Below are 23,476 nucleotides of genomic sequence, written 5' to 3' on the forward strand. Positions count from 1 at the left end.
ATAGGTTCGGCGTGCAAGTGTGGCGACACATTCAGCGGACGAATACTAATCGATCGATGACTTATTCAATAATAATGAAAACCGTGTTTGGTTTTCTGCGCAGCGCATTGTTTCTATCCGGTTTTGAGTGTACATACACTCGTTCGACACCCGTCGAACATCCAAATGTGATTACTTTCGGGTAATGCACCATATTGTCCGGTGGCGATGGCGGAGAGGCCCCACCTGTTCCCATGCCGAACACAGCAGTTAAGCTCTCCAGCGCCGATGGTAGTTGGACTGACGTCCCGTGAGAGTAGGACGCCGCCGGGCAGTATCTTTTTTTATTACAGTTATTTTTTATTACAGTTTTATTCCACAGTAGCTCAGTGGTAGAGCTATCGGCTGTTAACCGATCGGTCGTAGGTTCGAATCCTACCTGTGGAGCCATTTTTTTGTTTAAATACATATAATAGCATGGCCCGTTGGTCAAGCGGTTAAGACACCGCCCTTTCACGGCGGTAACACGGGTTCGAGTCCCGTACGGGTCATTTGATTTGAATGGAGAATTAGCTCAGCTGGGAGAGCATCTGCCTTACAAGCAGAGGGTCGGCGGTTCGAACCCGTCATTCTCCACCACGGAGGGGTAGCGAAGTGGCTAAACGCGGCGGACTGTAAATCCGCTCCTTCGGGTTCGGCAGTTCGAATCTGCCCCCCTCCATTTTTTTAATATTGGGCTATCGCCAAGCGGTAAGGCAATGGTTTTTGGTACCATCATGCGCAGGTTCGAATCCTGCTAGCCCAGCCACGAGCCATTAGCTCAGTTGGTAGAGCATCTGACTTTTAATCAGAGGGTCAGAGGTTCGAATCCTCTATGGCTCACTAACGACATCTTCCAATAGGAGGATGTCTTTTTTTATTTCTTTGTTTTATACATCACTCTTTATTTAATTGCATAAAAATCCAATGTTGTATACTATGGAATATATAAGCGCTTACAACAAGGGGGATTTTTATGAATCAGAATCAAAATATACATATAATAGGGGCTGCGACTGCATTTGGCCAGCCTCGGCTAGGGGTGGATCTTGGTCCTGATGCTATAAGGTATGCTGGTATTGTACAGAAGTTGAAAGGCTTGGGGATGTCTGTAGTTGATAGGGGCAATATCAGAGGCGACTTCGATATAGAAGCAGGTCAGGAGACAGATTTGAGAGATGATAATCTGTTGAACTACGGTGCTGTTAAACGCTTTAATACAGCACTTGCTGCGGAAGTGGATGGTTCAGTGGTAAACGGTGGTTTTCCATTGATACTGGGGGGAGATCATTCTCTCGCAATCGGTTCTCTTGCCGGATTAAGAAAGCACTACGATAACCTGGGAGTCATCTGGTATGATGCCCATGGTGATCTGAACGATAGCAGAACATCCCCGACAGGAAACATCCATGGAATGCCACTTGGCATATCTTGTGGTTTTGGAGATCAGGCTCTGGTTGATCTTTACCAGGAGGGACAGAAGGTCAGACCTGAAAATGTTGTCCTTATCGGGATGCGTGATCTGGATGAAGGTGAAAAGGCCTATATTAAAGAAAATGGTATCCTGACTTTCACGATGATGGATATCAGGATGAAAGGGATCAAAGCTGTCATGCAGGAGGCTATGGAGCATCTTTCTGATAAATGTGATGGTATCCACCTTTCTCTCGATGTAGATGGCTTGGACCCATTGGAAACGCCAGGAACAGGGACACCTGTCGCTGGTGGACTGTCACTATCTGAAACACAGCTTGCGATGCAGATATTGAATGAGTCGGGACGAATTACCTCGATGGATCTGGTGGAAGTGAACCCACTTCTTGATGATAAAAATATGACAGCAGAGAAGGCAGTGGAGATTGCAGCATGTCTTTTCGGCAAAAAGCAGCTTTAAAATATAAACAGCATCTCAATTGAGATGCTGTTTATATTTTATGTCCTATTCTTCCCCTATGGGCAGAATCTGAACTTTATAGTCTTTGGTATTTTTGGAATTCTTCTTTTCGGAACTGTCTTTAACAAAATTCCTTAATTCTTTTTTGAACTGCTTAAGCTCATCCTCTTTCATATGAAGATTATAAGACATACTGTCTTTTTTCTTTTCGCCAGGACTGTATTTCAGAAGATCGATGTTCGGGACGACCTTCCGTGCTACCGGTTCATAGAACTTCTGAATGATACTGTTCTTCTCCTCGGTTTTCACTACATGGATGATTTCATTCTTAAGCAGCTCGTTCAGGTGGTAGTGGATTTTGGCCCGTGGAATATCCAGTTCGTCCGCGAGCATCTGTCCGGTTTTAGGCTTTTCGGCGAGCATGGTAAGCAGTTGGATCCTGAAAGGGTCACTCACACTTTTCAATTGAGCCAAGTTATCGATTACGAGTAGTTTTTTCACGGAGAAACACCCCTTATAATGTATATTTATAGTATGATTAACTGTAAATGCGATGTCAATTAAATAAACAATGGTTTTGTGCGCTCTATAACACTTGTAACATTTGTTGCATATTTTTCTATTTGGTATGATGGAACTGTTAAGACAGTGAAAGGGGCACCTTTATGATCGGACAGCGGATTAAAGAAATACGCAATAATAATAATCTAACCCAAGAAGAACTGGCAGACGGCATCATTTCAAGAACTTATCTCAGCCTCATCGAAAAGGGGAGCGTACATCCTTCTACCAATGTACTGATCAAACTGAGTGAAAGACTCGATTGTTCAGTGAATGATTTCATGCAGGAGGTCTCCCATTTCCGTTATAATGATGTAGAGATTCTTAGGGAAATCGCATATTATGAACAGAAGATTGAACAGGAAGACTACACCTCCCTTCATTATTTCATAGAAAAGGAATACGAAACTGTAGAACAGATTCCGGGGCCTGACAGTGGAAGAATTCATCTGCTGTATGCTAAATACTTCATGCATTCAGGAGACAGGCGCAAGCTGAAGTTCCATGTGAATCGTGCATTGGAACTTCTATCGACGGTTTCAATCAACCAGTCGTATATCGATGCAGTTATACTTAAGGTTGGATTATTGAATGATGAGGACGCATATGAAGCATCACTTGATCTTCTTGAGGATACGTTATATACCATTCTCAGGTTTTCCGATCTCGATCTTAGTGTCATCAGAATAATGTTTGAAGTCGCGGAGTGCTATCAGAAGTGTGGCGAATACTTCACCTCGTCCCGATTTTCAGCGCGTATTAGAAAACAATCGAAAATACTGCATATCGACTATCGTCGCGATGCGCTTCTTCTGCTTGAAGGCAAGAACCTTGCCATGCTGAAGAAGTTCAATGAGCTGGATTCTTGGACTTCGAAGTCACAGGATGCCATGGCCAGGCTTCTGAACTGCTATGCGAAGTATAAGAATGGCAGTATAAAAGCAGCAGAGGAAGAATTTAGAAATATTGATTTCAATTTTGAGACTCTCAGCCAAGATGAGATATTTTACGATATCCATAAGGAATTGGAAGAGAGAATGGGTTTTATATGAATGATTAAGTGAGGGACGCATTATGCAGACAGACAATTTTTTTGAAAGTGTCAATACGGCAACCGTAATCTCGAGCATTGTCGATCTGCTGATTGTATGGTATGTGGTGTATCTTCTGATCAGAGTGATGAAGGGAACGAAAGCCATTCAGCTGATAAAAGGGATTTTCCTGATTCTTATCGGCCGGTCAATCAGTAACTTCTTCGATCTGACGACAACGACCCAGATGTTCGATACAGTTCTGGAATGGGGCTTTCTGGCGATCATCGTCATCTTCCAGCCCGAAGTGAGGCGTGCACTGGAGCAGCTGGGACGCGGCAGCCTGTTCCGTACAAATGGAAGTAGCAGCTCTACAACAGAGAAGGATAAGCTGAGGGAAGCCATGATCAAGTCTATACGGTACATGGCAAAACGGCGTATCGGTGCACTGATTGTCTTTGAAAAGGAGACAGGGTTGAAGGACTATATAGAAACCGGCATACCGATAGGCGGAAATATCACATCGGAGTTGCTGATCAATATATTCATACCCAATACGCCGCTGCATGATGGTGCGATGATCATCCAGGGCAACAAGATTGCGACAGCCGCAAGCTATCTGCCACTATCCGACAGCAGTAAGATTGCAAAGAATCTCGGAACACGGCATCGTGCGGCTGTGGGTGTATCGGAAGTGACTGATGCTTTTACTGTAGTCGTTTCAGAGGAGACGGGTAACATATCCGTAACCTACGACAGCAAGCTGACAAAAGAAATCACCCTCGAGGAACTGGACAATCTGCTCCAGACACACTGGAACATACTCCCACCTTTGAAGGAAGGAGGCGGTTTATTTGCTAGAAAGTAAATGGGGATTGAGATTTGTTGCGCTGCTTCTCGCCCTGTTCATGTTCCTGTCGGCAAATGACGTATTTGACGACCTGCTCTATTCCGACCAGAATGTAGCTGAGACCGAAGTGATCGAGGGACTCCCTGTAGAAATTCTCTATGATGAGGAGAACCAGTATGTTTCCGGTGCTCCAGAGCAGGTGAACGTACAGCTTTATGGGAATACATCGAATGTGAAGCGGCTTCAGACGACAAGAGATATGAGTGTTGTTCTTGATCTGCGGAATCGGAATCTTGGTGAGTATGAAGAGCATTTCACAGTGGAGGGCCTTCCTGAAAATGTAACGGCCGAGGTCATTCCGGAGACTGCGAATGTGAACATCCAGGAACTGGTGACCCGTACATTCGAGGTCCAGGCTGAAGTCAGTGAGAGCCGGGTCGGCCCGAATCATACCCTCGAGTCTGTACAGATCGAGCCTGAAACTGTTACTGTAATGGGTGGAGAAAGTGAAATGAACCGCATACAGTATGTACGCGCAACTCTGGAGGACAACTCGAGAATTACGCAGGACAGGGTGGACGAAGCGGAAGTCAGCGCTTTTGACACCCAATTCAACAAGCTTGATGTCGGTATCGATCCGACGCATGTACGCGTGGAGATCAACGTTGAGGAACGCAGTAAGGAAGTGCCTGTAAGCTATGAAATGACTGGCGACGTTGCTGACGGCTACGCATTGAGTAATGTAGCACTCAACTACGATACCATTGAAGTTTTCGGTACAGAAGAAGTACTATCGGGCATCGATGAGATCAACGTTGAAGTAGATGTATCCGATATGAAGAGTTCGACAATACAGGATGTTGCGATTGATATGCCTGAAGGTGTGGACAGAACAGAACCGGCGGTCCTACAGGCAGATATAGAGATTGAACAGGATAATGGATAAAACATGCAGAAAAAAGGAGAACGTCATGGGTAAATATTTTGGTACAGATGGAGTAAGAGGGGTCGCAAATACAGAATTGACTCCGGAACTGGCATTCAAGCTGGGTAGATTTGGCGGTTATGTACTGGCGGGTCAGAAAAGTGACAATAGAACTGTCCTGGTTGGACGGGACACACGTATTTCAGGGGAAATGCTCGAGTCTGCACTTGTTGCAGGACTGCTTTCCATCGGAGCGGAAGTCATGCGGCTCGGTATGATTTCTACACCGGGTGTAGCCTATCTGACGAAGGAAATGGATGCAGATGCAGGTGTCATGATTTCTGCTTCCCATAACCCGGTTGGAGACAATGGCATCAAATTTTTCGGTTCCGACGGCTTCAAACTGACAGATGATCAGGAAGCGGAAATTGAAAAACTCCTCGATATGGATGAGGATACATTGCCAAGGCCGACAGGTGTCGATCTCGGACACAAATCCGACTACTATGAAGGTGGTCAGAAATATGTCAGCTACCTCAAGTCTACTGTGGATGAGGACTTCGAAGATATGAAGATTGCACTTGATGGTGCCCATGGCTCCACCTATTCCCTTGCACCTTATCTATTTGGGGATCTAGAAGCGGATACAGTGACTATTGGGTGCAGTCCGGACGGAACGAACATCAATGCCGGTTTCGGTTCCACACATCCTGAAAAGCTCGTTGACCTGGTCAAGGAAGAATCCTGTGATTTTGGTTTTGCTTTCGATGGCGATGGCGACAGAATCATCGCAGTGGATGAGAAGGGCAATATTGTCGATGGCGACAAGATCATGTTCATCCTGGCACAGCATATGAAGTCCGAAGGTGAGCTGAAAGATGATATGGTCGTCTCTACAATCATGAGCAACCTCGGTTTCTACAAGGCGCTTGAGGCGCATGGACTGAAGAGCGATAAGACTAAAGTAGGTGACCGCTATGTGGTCGAAGAGATGAAATCAGGCGGCTACAGCCTCGGTGGCGAGCAGTCAGGCCATATCATCATGATGGACTACAATACGACTGGAGACGGCCTCCTGACAGGCCTGCATCTCGCTGCCATCGTCAAGTCTACTGGAAAGACGCTTGGAGAACTTGCAGGACAAGTTGAGACGTTCCCTCAGGAACTTGTCAATATCCGTGTATCCGACAAATACAATGTTGTGAATAACGAAGTGGTTGCGAAGAAGATCGATGAAGTGGAAGCTGAGATGGATGGAAACGGCCGTGTGCTCGTCAGAGCCTCCGGCACTGAACCGCTTGTCCGTGTCATGGTAGAAGCGGAAACAGAAGAACTGGCTGTCAAATACAGCAATCTCATCGCCGACGTTGTCCAGACGGAAATGGGACTCGAATAGAATGCCGATCCTTCAGATTATAAATCTGAAGGATTTTTTTATTTAATTACTGCCTGAAATGTATGTGTATTACATATATGTATTGCAGTATATACATATTTAAATTACAATGTTTATGGTGAGAAATAAAGGAGGAACGGGTATTTCAATAAATCGGAATAGCGCCTGGGCAAGTTTTACTTGCTGACGAGGAGGACAGTCATCGATTATCGGCGGATACTGTCCCGGATACTGAAGTATTCGTGAGATCAACTGTTAAAACTCTTGGGTGACCAATGGGACAGAGCGGTGATCATATACAAAATTCAAAAGCCGAAAGGACGTTTTTTAAATGTGCGGAATCGTTGGATATATCGGAAGTCAGGATGTTAAGGAAATACTGCTTTATGGTCTCGAGAAGATGGAGTACCGCGGCTATGACTCTGCAGGTATTGCAGTCAGAAATGATGAAGAAGTGGAAGTTTTCAAGGAAAAAGGCAGAATCAAGGATCTCCGTGCAAAAGTCGATATGGATTTCGATGCGACAGTGGGCATCGGCCATACAAGATGGGCAACACATGGCGTACCGAATGTGAAGAACGCCCACCCGCATCGGAGTGCAGACGGACGCTTCACACTCGTTCATAATGGTGTCATCGAGAACTATGAACAGCTGAAAAGAGATTACATTCCGAATGTGGACCTTGTTTCCAGCACGGATACTGAAATCGTTGTAGAGATCATTTCAAGCTTTGCCCAGCAGGGTATGTCTACAGAAGAAGCTTTCAACAAGACATTGGAAATACTGCACGGTTCCTACGCCATCGGTCTGATGGATGAGGAAGAGAACGATGTCATCTATGCTGCCAAAAATAAATCTCCGCTACTTCTCGGTAGAGGCAATGGTTTCAATGTCATCACTTCAGATGCCATGGCAATGCTCCAGCAAACAAATGAATTCGTAGAACTGATGGACGGGGAAGTTGTCCTGCTTAAAGCAGATGAAATCATCATCAAAGATAAAACAGGCCGCGAGATTGAAAGAGAATCCTATATCGCTGAAATCGACGAAAGCGATACTGAAAAAGGCACATACGAGCACTATATGCTCAAAGAAATAAATGATCAGCCAGCTGCGATGAGAAAAATCATCCAGGAATATCAGGATGAAGATGAGAACTTGAAGATTGATCCAGCAATCATCGATCAGCTTAAAGACTCGGACAGACTCTATGTCATCGCTGCAGGTACAAGCTACCATGCAGGACTGATTGGCAAGGAATTCTTCGAGAAATGGGCAGGTGTACCGACAGAAGTGCACGTCGCTTCAGAATTTGTCTACAACACGCCGCTATTATCCGAGAAGCCAATGTTCATTTTCATTTCACAGTCCGGAGAAACAGCAGACAGCCGTGCTGTATTGGTTGAGATCAAGAAACGTGGTCACAAGTCACTGACAGTGACAAATGTCCCAGGATCTACACTGTCAAGAGAAGCGGACCAGACACTGATCCTGCATGCAGGCCCTGAAATTGCGGTCGCTTCCACAAAAGCATATACGGCACAGATTGCAGTTCTGTCCATTCTGGCGCAGGTTGCAGCAAGAGAATCCGGTAGAGACATTGAGATCAACCTCATGCAGGAACTGGCGAAAGTGACGACAGCCATTACAGCCATCATTGATGATGCGCCGGTAATCGAGCAGATTGTCAACGAATACCTTGAAACAACAAGAAACGCTTTCTTCATCGGCAGGGCAATGGACTACTATGTCGGACTCGAAGGTGCACTGAAGCTTAAAGAGATCTCCTATATCCAGGCAGAAGGATTCGCCGGCGGGGAACTCAAGCACGGTACCATTGCACTGATTGAAGAAAACACACCCGTCTTCGCACTGGCGACACAGGAGAAGATCAACCTTAACATCCGTGGAAACGCACAGGAAGTCGCAGCACGCGGCGCTAAAGTATGCATGGTATCCATGGAAGGACTCGACCAGGAAGGCGACACATACGTCATTCCACACGTTCACGAGATGCTTACACCACTCGTATCCGTCGTCGTGTACCAGTTCATTGCGTACTTCGCAGCACTGCACCGTGGCAACGATGTCGACAAGCCGAGAAACCTGGCTAAGTCGGTTACGGTGGAATAGGCGAAAGAACTCTATAAAAAGTCAAAGATTTCCACCCCTATGTATAATTTATTCATAGGGGTGTTTTGTATATTTAATAAATTGAGAAATATCACAAACAGTTCAATGGTTTATGGTGTCATTTTGCCTTATAATATATGGACAATAAGATTGCATAAGGAGACATGAAGAATGAGCCAGGAAAATTTGATGATGAAGGCGCTGTCGATGGACATGATCACCGCCAAGATGTTCAACGAGCTTCATCTTTCTTCTATAGAAGAGTATGGCGAAGAAGAAGGCCGCAGGCTTGTCGGAGATGGTCTTCGGGCATTTGGTCTGAAAGATGGGGAAGTATTGGCGAAGAAAGCGACTGCGGAAGGTGAGAACCACTTCATCTACGAATACCTTCCGCAAGTCGTCGGCGGCGAAGAGAAGTATGCGGAACTGACGGCGTTTGCACGGTTTTCCAAGATGTTCGCCCAGATCTCGAAACAGATTGTCGACAAGTATGGTGAGCCGGGTGAAGATGTTGTAAGACGTGCTGTCGAACGTTTCGGCAAGAAGCGCGGACAGGGCATCGCGCAGCGTGCGCGTACCAACGGTCTTGAGAATACGCCTGAAAACTATCTGAACAACTACGATATGGCAAGAAGCGAACTGTTCGAAGTGGACACGGTGCCTGGCAACGGTGAATTTGAACAGACATTCACCTATTGCCCACTTGGTCAGCAATGGGCAGATGACGGTACAGGTGAATATGGCATCCTCTACTGCCAGATGATTGACCCATCATTGGCCAAAGGCTACAACAAGAACTTCGAAGTAGTCCATGATGAATTCGTCTTGCGTGAAGGACAGTGCCATTTCCACTTCAAGATGAATGAGGAAAAATAACCAGCAGATGATTTGCTGGTTTTTTGATGATATATTTTCCAAGTTGTCAAATTGTATCCCATAGAATCTAAATGACATCAACACTGTGAAAGCCCGCCACGACTCATGGTATACTTTTTATCACTATGTGCGTTTAAAGTGCGTACTTCACATTAATGATTTCAAGGCATACACTGGGTGTACATCAAATCAACACCCAAAGGAGAAATATATATGAAACTGCAACTGGCATTGGATCTAGTAGACATCCCACAAGCAATTGAATTGATCAAAGAAGTAGAGACGCATATCGATATCGTCGAACTCGGTACACCTGTCATCAACAAAGAGGGTCTGAAAGCAGTAGAGGAAGTCAAATCTGCATTCCCTAACCTGGAAGTACTCGCGGATGTCAAAATCATGGACGCTGCGGCATATGAAGTATCCAACGCTTCTGCTGCTGGTGCAGATATCGTTACCATTCTTGCCCAGGCTGAGGATTCCTCAATCAGAGGTGCAGTTGAAGAAGCGAAGAAGCAAGGTAAGAAGATCCTTGTAGACATGATTGCTGTAAAGGACATCAAGACACGTGCGGCGGAGCTTGACGTGCTTGGTGCAGATTATATCTGTGTCCACACAGGATACGATCTTCAGGCTGAAGGCAAAGATTCGTTCGAAGATCTGCGCACAATCAAAAGTGTCGTAAAAAATGCACATACAGCAATCGCAGGCGGCATCAAACTGGAGACACTGCCGGAAGTGATCGAAGCACAGCCGGACCTCATCATCGTGGGTGGCGGTATTACGAGTAAAGAAGACAAAGGTGCGGAAGCAGCAGAAATCAAAAAGCTGATCAAAGAAAGTGTGACTTCGTAAGATGACGAACAGAGGCTTCACAGAGGAAATATTAAGTGAGCTGAAAAATACACTTTCACGTATGGATGATAAGAGTGCTGAACAGACGGTGGACGGTATACTGCAGGCCAATAAGATACTTGTTGCAGGCGGTGGCCGTTCGGGCTTCATGGCCAAAGCGTTTGTCATGCGCCTGATGCATACGGGTCTCGATGCCTATGTGGTGGGAGAGACGGTGACACCGAATCTCGAGCCGGGTGATACCTTCATCGTCGGTTCCGGTTCAGGTGAAACGGAGAGTCTTGTATCCATGACCAGGAAAGCGAAGAAAATTGGAGCGACGATAGTTGCTGTTACCATAAACCCTGAGTCCACCATCGGCGAAATGGCCGATATTACGGTGGAAATACCGGCACAGGCAAAAGCCGATGGTGATAGCGGCAGATCGATTCAGCCCATGGGATCTCTATTTGAACAATCCCTTCTGCTCTTCTACGATGCCATGATACTAAACCTCATGGATAAAAAAGGATTGAAGTCCGATGGAATGTACGGTCGGCATGCAAATCTGGAATAGAACGAATGGTGGAAAACCTGGACCTGGTGTAATGGTTCAGGTTTTTCTGATTGATCAGATTGCTGGATTTTACTGTACATAAAGATATATCATGACTTCTATACATATCAGGAAAGGATGAAGCGTAGATGCCGAATTTGAATGATAAAGTCTTCAACTGTGAAAAAGAACTGACACTCTCCATTATCGGTGGCAAGTGGAAGATGCTGGTGCTATGGCATCTAGGAAAAGAAGGGACTAAACGTTTTGGAGAATTGAAGAGATTGATGCCAGGCATTACCCAGAGGATGCTTGTCAACCAGTTGCGCGAACTCGAGGATCATCTGATTGTCCACCGGGAAGTCTATCCGGTAGTCCCACCAAAAGTCGAATATTCTCTTACTGAACAGGGTAAGACGCTGATCCCCATACTCGATTCGATGTATGAATGGGGAAAGGACTACATCAAGAATAACCTTGATGAAAGTGTGGAGCCTCAGCGTGTACGGAGTAGCCATGAATCAAATGGTTGAACGTAAAATGTGACTGAAAAAGAACGATTTCACCTATCCTACCCTTTATGAATGTATATTGCGGCAGTGTATGATAAAATGACTGACAATATGCATTGGAAGGAGATTTTCATAAATGAAGAAATGGTTATTGGGTCTATCACTCGGTACATTCGCAGTAGTAATGACTGCATGTGGTGGAGATGAGTCAGCAGAGAATACAAATGAGGAAGCACAAACGCAGGAAGAAGTGGCGTCAGATAACAGTGAGGAAGCTGCAACAACGGAGGATGGCACTGAAGAAGGTGCGGAGCAGCAGATGGAGATGCCTGAACCGGCTCTTGAAGATGTTCCGGATGTTGTCGCTGAAGTGAATGGTGAAGAGATTACTAAAGAAGAGTTTGAACAGACTTATACGGCACAGTTCCAGCAGATTGCCATGCAGGCCCAGATGTCAGGTCAAGAACTTGATCAGGATCAGCTGAAACAACAGGTTGCTGAAGGACTAGTCAGCCAGGAACTGCTCAGACAGGAAGCAGAGGATCGTGGCATCGAGGCAACTGATGAAGAAATCGACGTAGCAATAGATGATCTTGTTGAACAGAATGGTCTCGAATCCAGAGAAGCTCTCTTCACCGCCTTGGAAGAGCAGGGACTGACAGAAGAAGAAGCGAGAGCACAACTTCAGGCTGGATTGAGTCAGGATCAGTTGATTGCTGAAGAAACAGGAGACATCGAAGTGACTGAGGAAGAGCTTCAGACTCTTTACGATGATACAGTGCAGCAGCAGGAAGATGCTGGTTCGGAGCAGGAACTTCCTGCATTTGAAGAGCTGAAGCCAGATCTTGAATCGCATATCATGCAGCAGAAGGAAAGCGAAGCGACACAGAATTACGCTTCAGAACTTCGTGATAATGCCGACGTTACAATCAACCTATAGTACGACGATCCTTTCCGGGTGAAGCACGACCGGGAAGGATTTTTTGTTTACGAATAATAAAGAGAAATTAGATATAAATTTTCGAATCGTTTATAATAAAGTTGATTAGATCAGTCAAAGGGGGAATGGGTATGGTATTATTCCAGGAATTTCTTGATAAGATGGATGATATGGAGCACAGAGAGAAGCTGGAAGAAGTGCTGATGTGGATTCAGCAGAGCTATCCCGGACTTGGTACAGTCATCAAATGGAACCAGCCGATGTTTACAGAACATGGGACATTCATTATTGCATTCAGTGTATCGAAGAAGCATTTTACGATTGCACCGGAAACAGCAGGCATCAATCATCACAAAGGCGATATCGAAGCGGCAGGGTATGACTATACGGAAAACATCATCCGGGTGCCTTGGGATAAACCTGTCGATTATGGGCTGCTCGAAAAACTGATAGGATTCAACATTGAAGACAAAGCAGACTGCACGACATTCTGGAGAAAATAGCATATTGGACAGGAGCCGAAAGGCTTCTTTTTTATGAGCCGAAAACTTGAAAGTCAAATAAGGTCAATATATAATATTATTATAGTCAAATTTAGTCAGAATTAAGACTATATATTTGAATAAATTATCATATAGACGTGAGCATCTTTGTTGAAACAATAATTGGATAGTCTTATAATCTTACTATAGTCAAATTTAGTCAAACTAATTTAATGATTTACTTTATATGAACCAAGGAGGAATAATACATGAAATGTCAAAATTGCGGTATTAATGATGCACATGTCAATCTGGCAATGAACATCAATAACCAGCAGACCGAAGTGCATTTGTGTAATGAATGTTTCCATGAAATCAGAAGCCAGATGATGGGTGACAATGATTTCTTCTCCGGATCTCCTTTTGAAAATAATAATGATAACAATAAATATTTCCAGGGAAATGGAGCCAGCCAGACGGGAACTAAGACGAGACAGAAGCAGAGCAACGGGAAAAATGGACTGCTCGATCAGCTTGGCAAGAACGTTTCTGATGAAGCCAGAGGTGGCGATATCGACCCGGTCATCGGTCGTGATAAGGAAATCAAACGTGTCATCGAGACATTGAACAGAAGAAACAAGAACAATCCGGTATTGATTGGTGAGCCGGGTGTCGGTAAGACAGCGATTGCTGAAGGATTGGCACTCAAGATTGTGGAAGGTGCTGTACCGGCCAAACTGACCAACAAGGAAATCTACGTGCTCGATGTCGCATCTCTCGTAGCAAATACAACAATGCGTGGTCAGTTCGAAGAACGCTTGAAGCAACTGATCGCAGAACTTCAGGCACGGGAAGACGTCATTCTCTTCATCGATGAAATCCACCAGCTTGTCGGTGCAGGAAGCTCTGAAGGTTCACAGATGGATGCTGGCAATATCCTTAAGCCTGCTTTGGCACGAGGTGAAGTACAGATCATTGGTGCGACGACGCTGAAAGAATATCGTCAGATTGAAAAAGACGCAGCACTGGAACGCCGTCTTCAGCCGATCGTCGTGAAAGAGCCGACGCTGGAAGAGTCCGAGTTGATTCTGCAAGGCATCAAGGATCGTTATGAGAAGTTCCATGAAGTACGCTATAGTGATGAAGCCATCCATGCGTTCGTTACCCTGTCGGACCGCTATATACAGGATCGTTTCCTGCCGGACAAGGCGATTGACCTGATGGATGAAGTCGGATCACGATTGAATCTTTCCAATGCAGAAGGGGATTCAACAACCATCCAGCAGCGTCTGACTGAAATTGCACAAGAAAAGGATAAAGCCGCTGAACGTGAAGATTATGAAAAAGCGGCAAATCTCAAGTACCAGGAAATTCAGCTTGAAAAACAGCTCGAGAAGGCGAAAGATAAGGAACAGACACTCGATGTCGAAGTGACAGACATCCAACTGATTGTGGAAGAGAAGACAGGTATTCCTGTAACGAAACTGCAATCGGATGAGCAGAAGAAAATGCGCGACCTTGAAGGTCAGCTGGGTGATAAAGTCATCGGACAGGCAGAAGCAGTCGGTAAAGTATCAAAAGCCATCCGCCGCAGTCGTGCAGGTCTGAAGTCCAAGTACCGCCCGATCGGTTCATTTCTGTTCGTCGGCCCGACGGGTGTCGGTAAGACGGAATTGACCAGAGCACTTGCAGAAGAACTTTTCGGCTCCCGTGATGCCATGATCAGACTCGATATGAGTGAGTACATGGAGAAGCATACAGTCTCCAAGATCATCGGTTCACCACCTGGATATGTTGGACATGAGGAAGCAGGCCAGCTGACTGAGAAAGTCCGCCACAATCCTTACAGCATCCTGTTGCTTGATGAAATTGAGAAAGCACATCCGGATGTTCAGAACATGTTCCTGCAGATCATGGAAGATGGTCATCTGACTGATTCCCATGGACGTACTGTAAGCTTCAAGGATACCGTCATCATCATGACAAGCAACGCCGGTACAGGTGTGAATACTGTCAGTGTCGGTTTCAGTCCGGACAAGCATGAATCGGTCTCTACACTCGACAACTTGAGTGAATACTTCAAGCCAGAGTTCCTGAACCGTTTCGATTCAATCATCAACTTTAACGAATTGTCCGAAGAGAACCTCATTCAGATCGTCGATTTGATGCTTGCAGATCTTCAGAATACAGTTGAGGAAAACGAAATCAGCATTTCAATCACTGATGAAGCAAAAAGTGAAATTGCGAGACTTGGCTATGACAAGCGCTTTGGTGCGAGACCACTCCGCAGAGTCATCCAGGACAAGATTGAAGATCAGCTGACAGATCTGCTTCTTGAAGAAGAGGATGTAGACAATGTAAAAGTGGTTGTAGAAGACGGAGAAATTGTAGTGGCAACAGCTTAATATGAATCGAAGAGAAGCCGAAGACGGAGTGGATCCATCTTCGGCTTCTTTGTTTATTTTACTTTTTACACAAGTATTGGGTATAGTAGAATAAATACTCTGAAGTGATCAGAATTGGGGGATGGCATGACGGGACGTTCATTGATCAAGAAGTTCGACAGGCAGGCGAAAAGGTATGACAAGCGGCGTAATAGTGATTCCACCCGGAAATACCGGCAACGTATATTTCCGGAAGCCAGAGGAAAGGTGCTCGAAGTCGCAGTGGGTGCAGGGTCGAATTATTCCTTTTACGATGATGATATCGAACTGACCGGCATCGACTTCAGTCCGGAAATGCTGAAAGCGGCAAGAGCTGCAGCCAACGATTACGCATTCACTTCATCATTCTTGGAGGGTGATGTTGAAACGATGCAATTTGAAGAGAACAGCTTCGATACCATCGTATCGTCCCTATCATTTTGTGCCTACCAGGATCCGGTAGCAGTATTGAACCAGTTCAGGAAGTGGTGCAGACCGGCCGGCCGGATACTGATGATGGAGCATGGGCTGAGTACAAATCGGGTTCTGTCAAAGATGCAGCGGATCGCAGATTCCTTATCATTGAAAGTTGTCGGCTGCCATCAGAACAGACATATCACAGACATAGTGCAGCAGTCGGACTTGGTCCTTGTGAAGGAAGAGCGATACTTGGCTGGATGTCTGTACCTATTATGGGTAAATCCGTCGTGATCTGTGTTAGAATTTGAATCAAATTCATCACAATCCTGTGTGTAGAAAGTCCACAGTACGGATTGGAAGGGAGCTTGACATGAAACGAATGAGGATATTGATTCTGGCAATGGTAATGGGCATATTGATGGCAGCCTGCGGAATGAATAATAATGACGATGAGTTCGATCAGCAGCAGACAATCAACGATACGGCCGAACAACCAGGAGATGAGCAGGGCGAGTAGTGAAGCAGTATCGATCTATTGGAATCTGGACAGCAATACATGCCAACTTTGTTTGAATATGAGGTTTTGGAGATATATATGACTGTTGTACAAATATTTCAATATGTGGAGGTAATAGCATGGCTAAAACAGGTATTGTTACAGGTGGTGGAAGCGGATTGGGTCAATCTGCTGCAGTCCGTCTCGCAGAAGAAGGTGTGAATATCGCTGTTGTGGATATAAATAAAGAAGGTGGAAATGCAACAGTGGAGATGGTGAAGGAAGCAGGAGCAGATGCAATCTTCATCAAGGCAAATGTTTCAGACCCTGCAGAAGTGAAGCAGTATGTGGATAAGACAGTGGATCATTTCGGAACCATCGACTATTTTTTCAACAATGCTGGAATATCAGGCAGTGGCAAGCACTTTCTGGATACTGAAATTGATGAAATAGAGAACATTGTCGGTATCAATCTACTAGGTGCTTTATATGGCGTACGTTACGTCTCTGAGGTGATGCTGAATAATGGCGGGGGGTCGATCGTCAACACCGCTTCAAGTGCGGGTGTCATTGGCCAGGATTCCGTTGTCACCTATTCAGCTACAAAACACGGCATCATTGGTCTGACGAAAAGTATGGTAGCTGAGTACGCCCAAGAAGGTCTTAGAGTCAATGCGATAGCTCCTGGCCCGACAGAGACACCAATGGTCAAGGAATTTTATGAGGCAAACCCCAAGATGAAAGAAAATGCGACGGGAGGAATTCCTCAGAAAAGGCTCGGTACGCCTGAAGAAGTGGCAGAGCTTGTTGCGTTTCTACTGACTTCAAAAGCACAGTATATCAACGGTGAAGTTATCCGTATAGATGGTGGTTTCACAAACACCAAGTAGCGTGGGGTATTCTTTTACACACCACCTTTGTTTGATAAATGGAATAAAAGGGAAAAGCCTTCTAAATATATTTAGGAGGCTTTTCTGTGCAAAATCATCAGCTATATATCAACGGACAGTATGTCGAATCTACAGGAGATGACTGGATCGATATCATCAATCCGGCGACGGAAGAGGTAATTTCAAGGACGCCGAAAGGAACTGAAGAGGATGTCGAAAAGGCAGTGCAGGCCGCTTCTGATGTTCAGCAGAAATGGGAGCTGACACCCAATATAGAACGTGGCAGAATCGTACGCAAGCTGGGTGATGAGATAGAGAAGCAGAGAGACGAATTCATCGATCTGCTTCAAGAGGAGCAGGGCAAGGCCTACGAGCTGGCCAGTGGTGAAGTGGATCTTGCTATCGACTACTTCAGGTATATGTCCGAATGGGCAAGAAGAATCGAAGGAGACATCGTCCCGAGTGATCGAGAAAATGAGAATATTCTCGTCTACAAGAAGCCGATTGGTGTCGTTGCCGGTATCATTCCATGGAACTTCCCCGTATTTATTCTGGCCAGGAAAGTGGCGACAGCACTTGTTACGGGTTGTACCATTGTTATCAAACCAAGTCAGCATACACCAAATACCGCAATGGCATTCACGAAAATCATCGATGAAATGGAAGACATTCCAGCTGGTGTCTACAACGTTGTCACAGGCTCAGGGTCTGAAATAGGCAATGCACTGGCTTCTCATAAAAAAGTGCATATGGTAACAATGACTGGCAGTGTTGCAGCCGGAACCAAGGTGATGGAAGCGGCAGCGCAGAATATCACAAAAGTGAATCTGGAGCTTGGAGGCAAGGCACCTGCCATAGTGACGCAGAATGCAGACCTTGATCTTGCAGCAGAACAGATTACCACTTCAAGACTCGCCAATAATGGACAGGCCTGCACAAATGCTGAAAGAGTCTATGTACATGAGAGTGTCGCAGAAGCACTGACTGAAAAGCTGCAGAATATTTTCGAATCCAAAACGATGGGTGATCCTCGTGAGGACAAGCAGGCGGATATGGGCCCTCTCGTTAATAAGGATCGTATTGATACCGTGGATGAAATGGTACAGACGGCCATTTCCGAAGGTGCAGAAGTGGTCACCGGTGGTGGACGCGCGGATATGGCTCAAGGGTTCTTCTACAAACCGACGATTCTGACGAATGTCACGCACGAGTCAACTGTCATGACTGATGAGATATTCGGTCCGGTCATTCCGATCGCGACCTACAGCACGCTCGATGAAGCCATCGAAAAGGCTAATGATACTGTCTACGGTCTATCCTCATCCGTCTATACCGATGACTTGAATGAAGCTATGCGTGTCGTCAACGAAATGAAATTCGGTGAAACATACGTCAACAGGGAAAACTTTGAAGCTGTTCAAGGGTACCATGCTGGTATGCGCCAGTCCGGTCTCGGCGGTGCGGATGGCAAATATGGTATGGAAGACTTTCTCGTGACGCAGGTAGTATATATGCAGTACAAGAAGGACAAGGAATAAGTTGTAGTAATGAAAGAGGTGCGCGGCTCCTGAATGGAGCCGCGCACCTCTTTTGTGTTAATGATCTTTATTCAATACCCATCGATTTCTTATAACCTTCAAGATAGGCAATTTCTGAAGGAGATCCTTTATCCATGCTGCTCATGGTTCTATGCCAGAGTGGATAGAATGGTTCAGGCCGTGCAACCGATTCAATTCTGTCATGTTCATCCTGCGTCAGGTTGATATCGTATGATGCGATATTCTCACGAAGCTGTTCTTCATTTCTCGCTGCGATGACTACAGGGCCAACATTTGGACGATCCCTGGTCCACGCGAGAGCAATCTGCGGCACACTCGCACCGCGATTATCAGCCACTTCCTTCAGCGCATCAATCACATCATATAGACGCTCTTCATCCTTGACCCATGGTTCCGGCCAGCCGTCTCCCTGACGGGTACCGGAAGGCGCTTTGTTATTGCGGTCGATCTTGCCGTTCAGCAGTCCTTCGCCAAGCGGACTCCAGATCATGTTGCCGATGCCAAGCTCACTGCCTGCAGGCAGCAGCTCATACTCTGCCTCCCTGGCTTCCGGTGTGTAGTAGATCTGCTGGGTGATCGGCGGGATGAGACCGTTCTGTTCAGCCATGGTATACGTTCTTGCGAGGGCCCAGCCACTATAGTTGGATACACCCCAGTAGCGGATCTTGCCGGATTTCACGAGGTCGTTCATCGTCTGTATCGTTTCTTCGACAGGTGTACGACCATCCCACAGGTGGACAAAATAAAGGTCAAGATAGTCCGTTCCGAGACGTTCAAGGCTCTGGTTGATGCTTGTTTCGAGATTGTAGCGTGAAGCACCTACGGCATTCGGATCCTGCCCAAGGTCGAATCCTGTTTTTGATGTCAGCATCAGTTTGTCACGTCTGCCTTTGATTGCCGCACCCAGTACTCTTTCTGCATCACCCTTCGAATAGAGGTTGGCGGTGTCGAACATGTTGATGCCTGCATCGAGACTGATGTCAACGTGCCGTCTTGCCGCTTCTGCATCGATGTTCCCTGTCGCTTCAAAACCGTTTGTACCACTGAAAGGTATGGTACCCAAAATATATTTTGGTACTTTCAATCCGGAATTTCCCAGATAGATATGATCCATAATGTCCTCCTTAGATTCATTTGGGAATTTATTCCCTTTAGATATCAGGATAAACATGGAGAACTTCCATCCGTTACCGTAACGCTCATCCGGTCAGCCAGTTGGAGAATGCGAGCAGTGTATCAAACTGATGGTCTGCACCGAGTGCTTTATTGGCCTTTCTATTGATGAAAACGGTCTGTGTGCCTGCATTCTTTCCCGCCAGAATATCCGGTTCCCTGTCTCCGGCCATATAGCTGTCCTCAAGTAAAATATCATGACGCCCGGCGAGATCAAGCAGCATCCCTGCTTCCGGTTTTCTGCAGGGACACCCGGCGCCCGGCCTGTGGGGACAGTAGGCGATGTCATCCACACGCGCCCCATATTCCTTAAGTTTTCCAATGAGTACTTCGTGGATGTCATTCAGTGCCGCTTCGCTCAGGAAGCCGAGTCCCACGCCCCCCTGATTGGTGACGATGAAGACTTTCCATCCAGCATCATTGAACTGTCTGATTGCTTCAGGTACGCCTTCAAGAAGGAAAAGGTCCCGCGGCCCATTGACGAATCTTACCCGATGGGAGAGGACTTCATTGATCACACCATCACGGTCGAGAAAAACTGCCCTTTGCATATTTCCATACCTCCTTTTGCTTGTTTCCTATTGTTCTAGGACTTTCGGGATTCATACAGTTCAATCCATTCATCCACTGTCATTTTTCCGGATAGCTTTCCAATCAGCTCATAAGGTATCTTATCCGGATTGGAAAAACGGATGCAGCTTTTGCCCATGTCGAGCTTTGTCTTCATATGCTTGGGGTGTTCATCTGTAAACCATTCATACAATTGTTCATTGCGATATATACCCATATGATAGATGGCGAGATGTCTTTTATGGGCGGCAACACCAATGAAGGGTAGTGCTTCATTATCCACATGATAGCCTTCAGGGTATTTTTCTTTCGGAACGACATATGTCGGTATGCCATGCTGCATTTCTGTTGTGAAACCATCAGGCAACGTATGACTAATTGTTTTCCACGTGTTTGAAAAAGCAGCCTTCCATCTGTCATCGATGCTTTCGATGTATCCATCAATATTCATCATGTCACTTCCTTTGTCTTTTCGGATCCAGATCGGAGATACTTCCATTTAAACATAAAATGAAAACTTTAATGTAATAACACTCCGCCGTAATATGAAGTAGCCCTTATTCTGATAAAACATATGACAAATGTCATGTGTTTTTACTGACACTTGCTTCTACGCCATGCAGGCATTATGGATTAAAATGAAGACAATAAGATTTCAGAAAAGGGGTTCTTCCTAATGTCGAAACAGAAACAGGCACAACTCAGGAAAGACGTCATGCCATTTGCCAAATCACAGACGAAGGCAAGTATCGTCCAGCTGTTCAACACAATTCTTCCATTTTTTGCGCTATGGTTCCTGGCGTACCAGTCACTCAGCGTATCATTCTGGCTCAGTCTGGTATTCAGCATCGGTGCTGCAGGGTTCATGATCCGCACGTTCATCATATTCCACGATTGTGCCCACCAGTCCTTCTTTAAAAGTAAGAAGTGGAACACAGTCTTTGGTACATTGACCGGTATCATTACACACTTTGCCTACGAAAAGTGGAAACGTGAGCATTCGATTCACCATGCTACAAGCGGCAATCTCGATAAGCGCGGCATCGGTGACATATGGGTAATGACAGTCGAAGAATACGAACAGGCAGGCAGATGGGAAAGACTCCAGTACCGTCTGTACAGAAACCCGCTTGTCATGTTCGGTCTGGGACCATTGTCCCTGTTCTTGTACGACAACCGCTTCAACCGCCAAAGTGCCAAGAAGAAGGAACGCATGAATACCTACCTGATCAATGTATCGCTTATTGCGATCTATTGCCTGATCGGCTTTACTCTCGGCTGGCATGTGCTTCTGATGGTCCAATTGCCGATCATCTATGTTGCAGGAATGCTCGGCATCTGGCTCTTCTACGTCCAGCACCAGTTTGAAGATTCCTATTTTGAGAATGAAGCAGAGTGGGATTACGTCAAAGCGGCAGTGGACGGCAGCTCCTACTACAAATTGCCGAAGTGGCTCGAGTGGATGACAGGCAGTATCGGCTATCACCATGTGCACCACCTGGCACCAAGAGTGCCGAACTACTCATTGGAGAAAGCGCACGAAAGTACGCCGCCGCTTCATCAGGCGACAACCATCACTTTGAAATCAAGTCTCGAATCGATCAAGTTCCGCCTCTATGATGAAAAGGAAAAGACGTTCGTCACTTTCCGTGAAATGAAGGCAAAAATGAATGCCAAGCAGCATGCAAGCACGGATTGATAGATTAGACTTAAATCCTCCTGATTCATCAGGAGGATTTTTTCATTTACATACTTCTATGAGGGTATAAACCTGTTAAACTGGAAAAGGTAAAGAAAGGAGGCGGGTGCATATGCGGGACTGGTATCATATTTTTCCAAAAAATACAGGACTAAGTCTGTATATATGGATTATTTTCTGCGTCCTTCCCTTCTATTTCATCTTCCGTTCGACTTCTTTATGGGAGATTGTCTTCGGCGTCATCATGACGATGCTTTTTTTTACTGTGTCATGGCTGACTTTCAACCATCGGGGACCACTGATATATATTGGATTGAGCATTGAATTCTGCATTAATATCATCATGACCGTACTGTATGGCTATGTCTATTTTGCACTGTTCATTGCATTCTTTATAGGTAATATCAGCAGTAAGGCCGGATTCATTTCGATGTATGTCATCCATCTGGTGACGACTGTAGCTGCCATCACATTCGGCTTTTTCTACAACTATACGTTGCTGCTTGTCCATCTGCCATTTCTGATCATGACAGTGCTCGGTGTAATATTGTTGCCGATCAACCAGTATAATCGTCTGAAGCAGGAGGCTTTGGAATCACAGCTGGAGGATGCCAATCTGAAGATTGCTGAACTTGCCATTGTTGAGGAGCGGCACAGGATTGCCCGCGATCTGCATGACACACTCGGTCAGAAGCTGTCGATGATTGGCCTTAAAAGTGAACTTTCAAGAAAACTGATCGACAAGGACCAGGAAGCGGCAAAGAATGAGCTTCAGGATATCCAGGCGACATCAAGGCAGGCACTGAAGGAAGTCAGAGAAATGATCAGCGATATGAAGGAAGTCAATCTTGAAAATGAGATGGAACACGTTAAAAAGCTTATGGATGCGGCTCAGATCCGCTATGATATCACTGTAGAGGGAGGTTTCGAACAGATGCCGGTGCTGGTCGAGAACGTGCTCAGCATGTGCCTGAAAGAAGCAGTGACAAATGTAGTGAAGCACAGCCAGGCACAGCTGTGTGTCATTGAACTGATTGATACGAATCGGGACATACTGATGAAAGTCATGGATAATGGAGAAGGCGAAGAGGTGGTGACACAGCCTGGACATGGACTCCAGGGCATGAAAGAGCGCCTGGCTTTTGTTAATGGCACACTTCAAATCACAAATAGTAAAGAAGGATTTGAAATCAACATTACAGTACCGAAAGTGTTGAAGCAGATTGAGGAGGAATGA

23 protein-coding genes, 6 tRNA genes and 1 rRNA gene are annotated in these 23,476 nt (G+C 45.7%); 26 read left to right on the forward strand and 4 right to left on the reverse strand.

Annotated features, from left to right (window positions below):
- Positions 1–197 precede the first annotated feature (197 nt).
- The 8 genes from rrf to rocF all read left to right on the forward strand — a co-directional run bounded on the left by rrf (position 198) and on the right by rocF (position 1,912).
- Positions 198–312: ribosomal RNA gene (rrf, locus tag GQ671_RS04890) — 5S ribosomal RNA — on the forward strand.
- Positions 313–354: 42 nt separating this feature from the next.
- A tRNA-Asn gene (locus GQ671_RS04895) sits at positions 355–429 on the forward strand.
- Between the two features lie 29 nt (positions 430–458).
- Positions 459–530, forward strand: a tRNA-Glu gene (locus GQ671_RS04900).
- A 12-nt stretch (positions 531–542) separates the two neighbouring features.
- Positions 543–618 (forward strand) — tRNA-Val (locus GQ671_RS04905).
- A 1-nt stretch (position 619) separates the two neighbouring features.
- Positions 620–700, forward strand: a tRNA-Tyr gene (locus GQ671_RS04910).
- Between the two features lie 12 nt (positions 701–712).
- Positions 713–787, forward strand: a tRNA-Gln gene (locus tag GQ671_RS04915).
- Between the two features lies 1 nt (position 788).
- A tRNA-Lys gene (locus GQ671_RS04920) sits at positions 789–861 on the forward strand.
- 133 nt (positions 862–994) lie between these two features.
- Positions 995–1,912, forward strand: coding sequence for an arginase (rocF, locus tag GQ671_RS04925; protein ID WP_160653592.1), 918 nt, complete (start codon positions 995–997; stop codon positions 1,910–1,912).
- A gap of 45 nt (positions 1,913–1,957) precedes the next feature.
- Here the strand turns inward: rocF and GQ671_RS04930 are convergent, their stop codons facing one another.
- Positions 1,958–2,413 carry an ArsR/SmtB family transcription factor gene (locus GQ671_RS04930; protein ID WP_160653595.1) on the reverse strand — a complete coding sequence of 152 codons (456 nt, stop codon included), beginning with the start codon at positions 2,411–2,413 and terminating at the stop codon, positions 1,958–1,960.
- A gap of 164 nt (positions 2,414–2,577) precedes the next feature.
- On the opposite strand from GQ671_RS04930, the gene GQ671_RS04935 reads away from it, so the two are divergent.
- The 16 genes from GQ671_RS04935 (at position 2,578) to aldA (ending at position 18,776) form a co-directional block, all read left to right on the forward strand.
- Positions 2,578–3,525 carry a helix-turn-helix domain-containing protein gene (locus GQ671_RS04935; RefSeq protein WP_160653598.1) on the forward strand — a complete coding sequence of 316 codons (948 nt, stop codon included), beginning with the start codon at positions 2,578–2,580 and terminating at the stop codon, positions 3,523–3,525.
- 22 nt (positions 3,526–3,547) lie between these two features.
- Positions 3,548–4,372: a diadenylate cyclase CdaA gene (gene cdaA, locus GQ671_RS04940; RefSeq protein WP_160653601.1), complete on the forward strand. Its 825-nt coding sequence runs from the start codon at positions 3,548–3,550 to the stop codon at positions 4,370–4,372.
- On the forward strand, positions 4,359–5,300 hold the full coding sequence (locus GQ671_RS04945; protein WP_160653604.1) for a CdaR family protein: 942 nt from the start codon (positions 4,359–4,361) through the stop codon (positions 5,298–5,300). The genes cdaA and GQ671_RS04945 overlap by 14 nt, the downstream gene beginning before the upstream one ends.
- Positions 5,301–5,325: 25 nt before the next feature.
- Positions 5,326–6,675: a phosphoglucosamine mutase gene (glmM, locus tag GQ671_RS04950; RefSeq protein WP_160653607.1), complete on the forward strand. Its 1,350-nt coding sequence runs from the start codon at positions 5,326–5,328 to the stop codon at positions 6,673–6,675.
- Positions 6,676–7,006: 331 nt separating this feature from the next.
- Positions 7,007–8,809 carry a glutamine--fructose-6-phosphate transaminase (isomerizing) gene (glmS, locus tag GQ671_RS04955; protein WP_160653609.1) on the forward strand — a complete coding sequence of 601 codons (1,803 nt, stop codon included), beginning with the start codon at positions 7,007–7,009 and terminating at the stop codon, positions 8,807–8,809.
- A 171-nt stretch (positions 8,810–8,980) separates the two neighbouring features.
- The gene (locus GQ671_RS04960; protein WP_160653612.1) at positions 8,981–9,685 is read left to right on the forward strand and encodes an L-2-amino-thiazoline-4-carboxylic acid hydrolase; all 705 of its coding nucleotides are present in this window, start codon (positions 8,981–8,983) and stop codon (positions 9,683–9,685) included.
- 213 nt (positions 9,686–9,898) lie between these two features.
- On the forward strand, positions 9,899–10,540 hold the full coding sequence (hxlA, locus tag GQ671_RS04965; protein WP_160653615.1) for a 3-hexulose-6-phosphate synthase: 642 nt from the start codon (positions 9,899–9,901) through the stop codon (positions 10,538–10,540).
- A gap of 1 nt (position 10,541) precedes the next feature.
- On the forward strand, positions 10,542–11,096 hold the full coding sequence (hxlB, locus tag GQ671_RS04970) for a 6-phospho-3-hexuloisomerase (protein ID WP_160653618.1): 555 nt from the start codon (positions 10,542–10,544) through the stop codon (positions 11,094–11,096).
- A gap of 128 nt (positions 11,097–11,224) precedes the next feature.
- Positions 11,225–11,608, forward strand: coding sequence for a winged helix-turn-helix transcriptional regulator (locus tag GQ671_RS04975; protein ID WP_160653620.1), 384 nt, complete (start codon positions 11,225–11,227; stop codon positions 11,606–11,608).
- 115 nt (positions 11,609–11,723) lie between these two features.
- Entirely contained in the window at positions 11,724–12,527 is an 804-nt protein-coding gene (locus tag GQ671_RS04980) for a SurA N-terminal domain-containing protein (RefSeq protein ID WP_160653623.1), read from the forward strand.
- 131 nt (positions 12,528–12,658) lie between these two features.
- Entirely contained in the window at positions 12,659–13,030 is a 372-nt protein-coding gene (locus tag GQ671_RS04985; RefSeq protein ID WP_160653626.1) for an iron chaperone, read from the forward strand.
- 248 nt (positions 13,031–13,278) lie between these two features.
- Positions 13,279–15,414 carry an ATP-dependent Clp protease ATP-binding subunit gene (locus tag GQ671_RS04990; protein ID WP_160653629.1) on the forward strand — a complete coding sequence of 712 codons (2,136 nt, stop codon included), beginning with the start codon at positions 13,279–13,281 and terminating at the stop codon, positions 15,412–15,414.
- Between the two features lie 126 nt (positions 15,415–15,540).
- Complete coding sequence (locus GQ671_RS04995) at positions 15,541–16,143, forward strand: class I SAM-dependent methyltransferase (protein WP_160653633.1); 603 nt, start codon at positions 15,541–15,543, stop codon at positions 16,141–16,143.
- Between the two features lie 79 nt (positions 16,144–16,222).
- Entirely contained in the window at positions 16,223–16,369 is a 147-nt protein-coding gene (locus GQ671_RS05000) for a hypothetical protein (protein ID WP_211364887.1), read from the forward strand.
- A 119-nt stretch (positions 16,370–16,488) separates the two neighbouring features.
- Positions 16,489–17,238, forward strand: a complete 750-nt coding sequence (locus GQ671_RS05005; RefSeq protein ID WP_160653637.1) for an SDR family NAD(P)-dependent oxidoreductase — start codon at positions 16,489–16,491, stop codon at positions 17,236–17,238.
- An 86-nt stretch (positions 17,239–17,324) separates the two neighbouring features.
- Positions 17,325–18,776, forward strand: a complete 1,452-nt coding sequence (gene aldA / locus GQ671_RS05010; protein ID WP_160653640.1) for an aldehyde dehydrogenase — start codon at positions 17,325–17,327, stop codon at positions 18,774–18,776.
- Positions 18,777–18,843: 67 nt separating this feature from the next.
- On the opposite strand, the gene GQ671_RS05015 is transcribed toward aldA, so the two are convergent.
- The 3 genes from GQ671_RS05015 to GQ671_RS05025 form a co-directional block, all read right to left on the reverse strand.
- Positions 18,844–19,911, reverse strand: coding sequence for an aldo/keto reductase (locus GQ671_RS05015; RefSeq protein WP_160653642.1), 1,068 nt, complete (start codon positions 19,909–19,911; stop codon positions 18,844–18,846).
- Between the two features lie 85 nt (positions 19,912–19,996).
- Entirely contained in the window at positions 19,997–20,521 is a 525-nt protein-coding gene (locus GQ671_RS05020; RefSeq protein WP_160653645.1) for a D-glycero-alpha-D-manno-heptose-1,7-bisphosphate 7-phosphatase, read from the reverse strand.
- A 35-nt stretch (positions 20,522–20,556) separates the two neighbouring features.
- Positions 20,557–20,991 (reverse strand): DUF1801 domain-containing protein, encoded by a 435-nt coding sequence (locus GQ671_RS05025; protein WP_160653647.1) that lies wholly within the window; start codon positions 20,989–20,991, stop codon positions 20,557–20,559.
- 225 nt (positions 20,992–21,216) lie between these two features.
- On the opposite strand from GQ671_RS05025, the gene GQ671_RS05030 reads away from it, so the two are divergent.
- Entirely contained in the window at positions 21,217–22,239 is a 1,023-nt protein-coding gene (locus tag GQ671_RS05030) for a fatty acid desaturase (protein WP_160653650.1), read from the forward strand.
- A 112-nt stretch (positions 22,240–22,351) separates the two neighbouring features.
- Positions 22,352–23,476, forward strand: a complete 1,125-nt coding sequence (locus GQ671_RS05035) for a sensor histidine kinase (RefSeq protein WP_160653653.1) — start codon at positions 22,352–22,354, stop codon at positions 23,474–23,476.

Source organism: Salinicoccus hispanicus, from assembly GCF_009831115.1.
Classification (GTDB): Bacteria; Bacillota; Bacilli; order Staphylococcales; family Salinicoccaceae; genus Salinicoccus; species Salinicoccus hispanicus.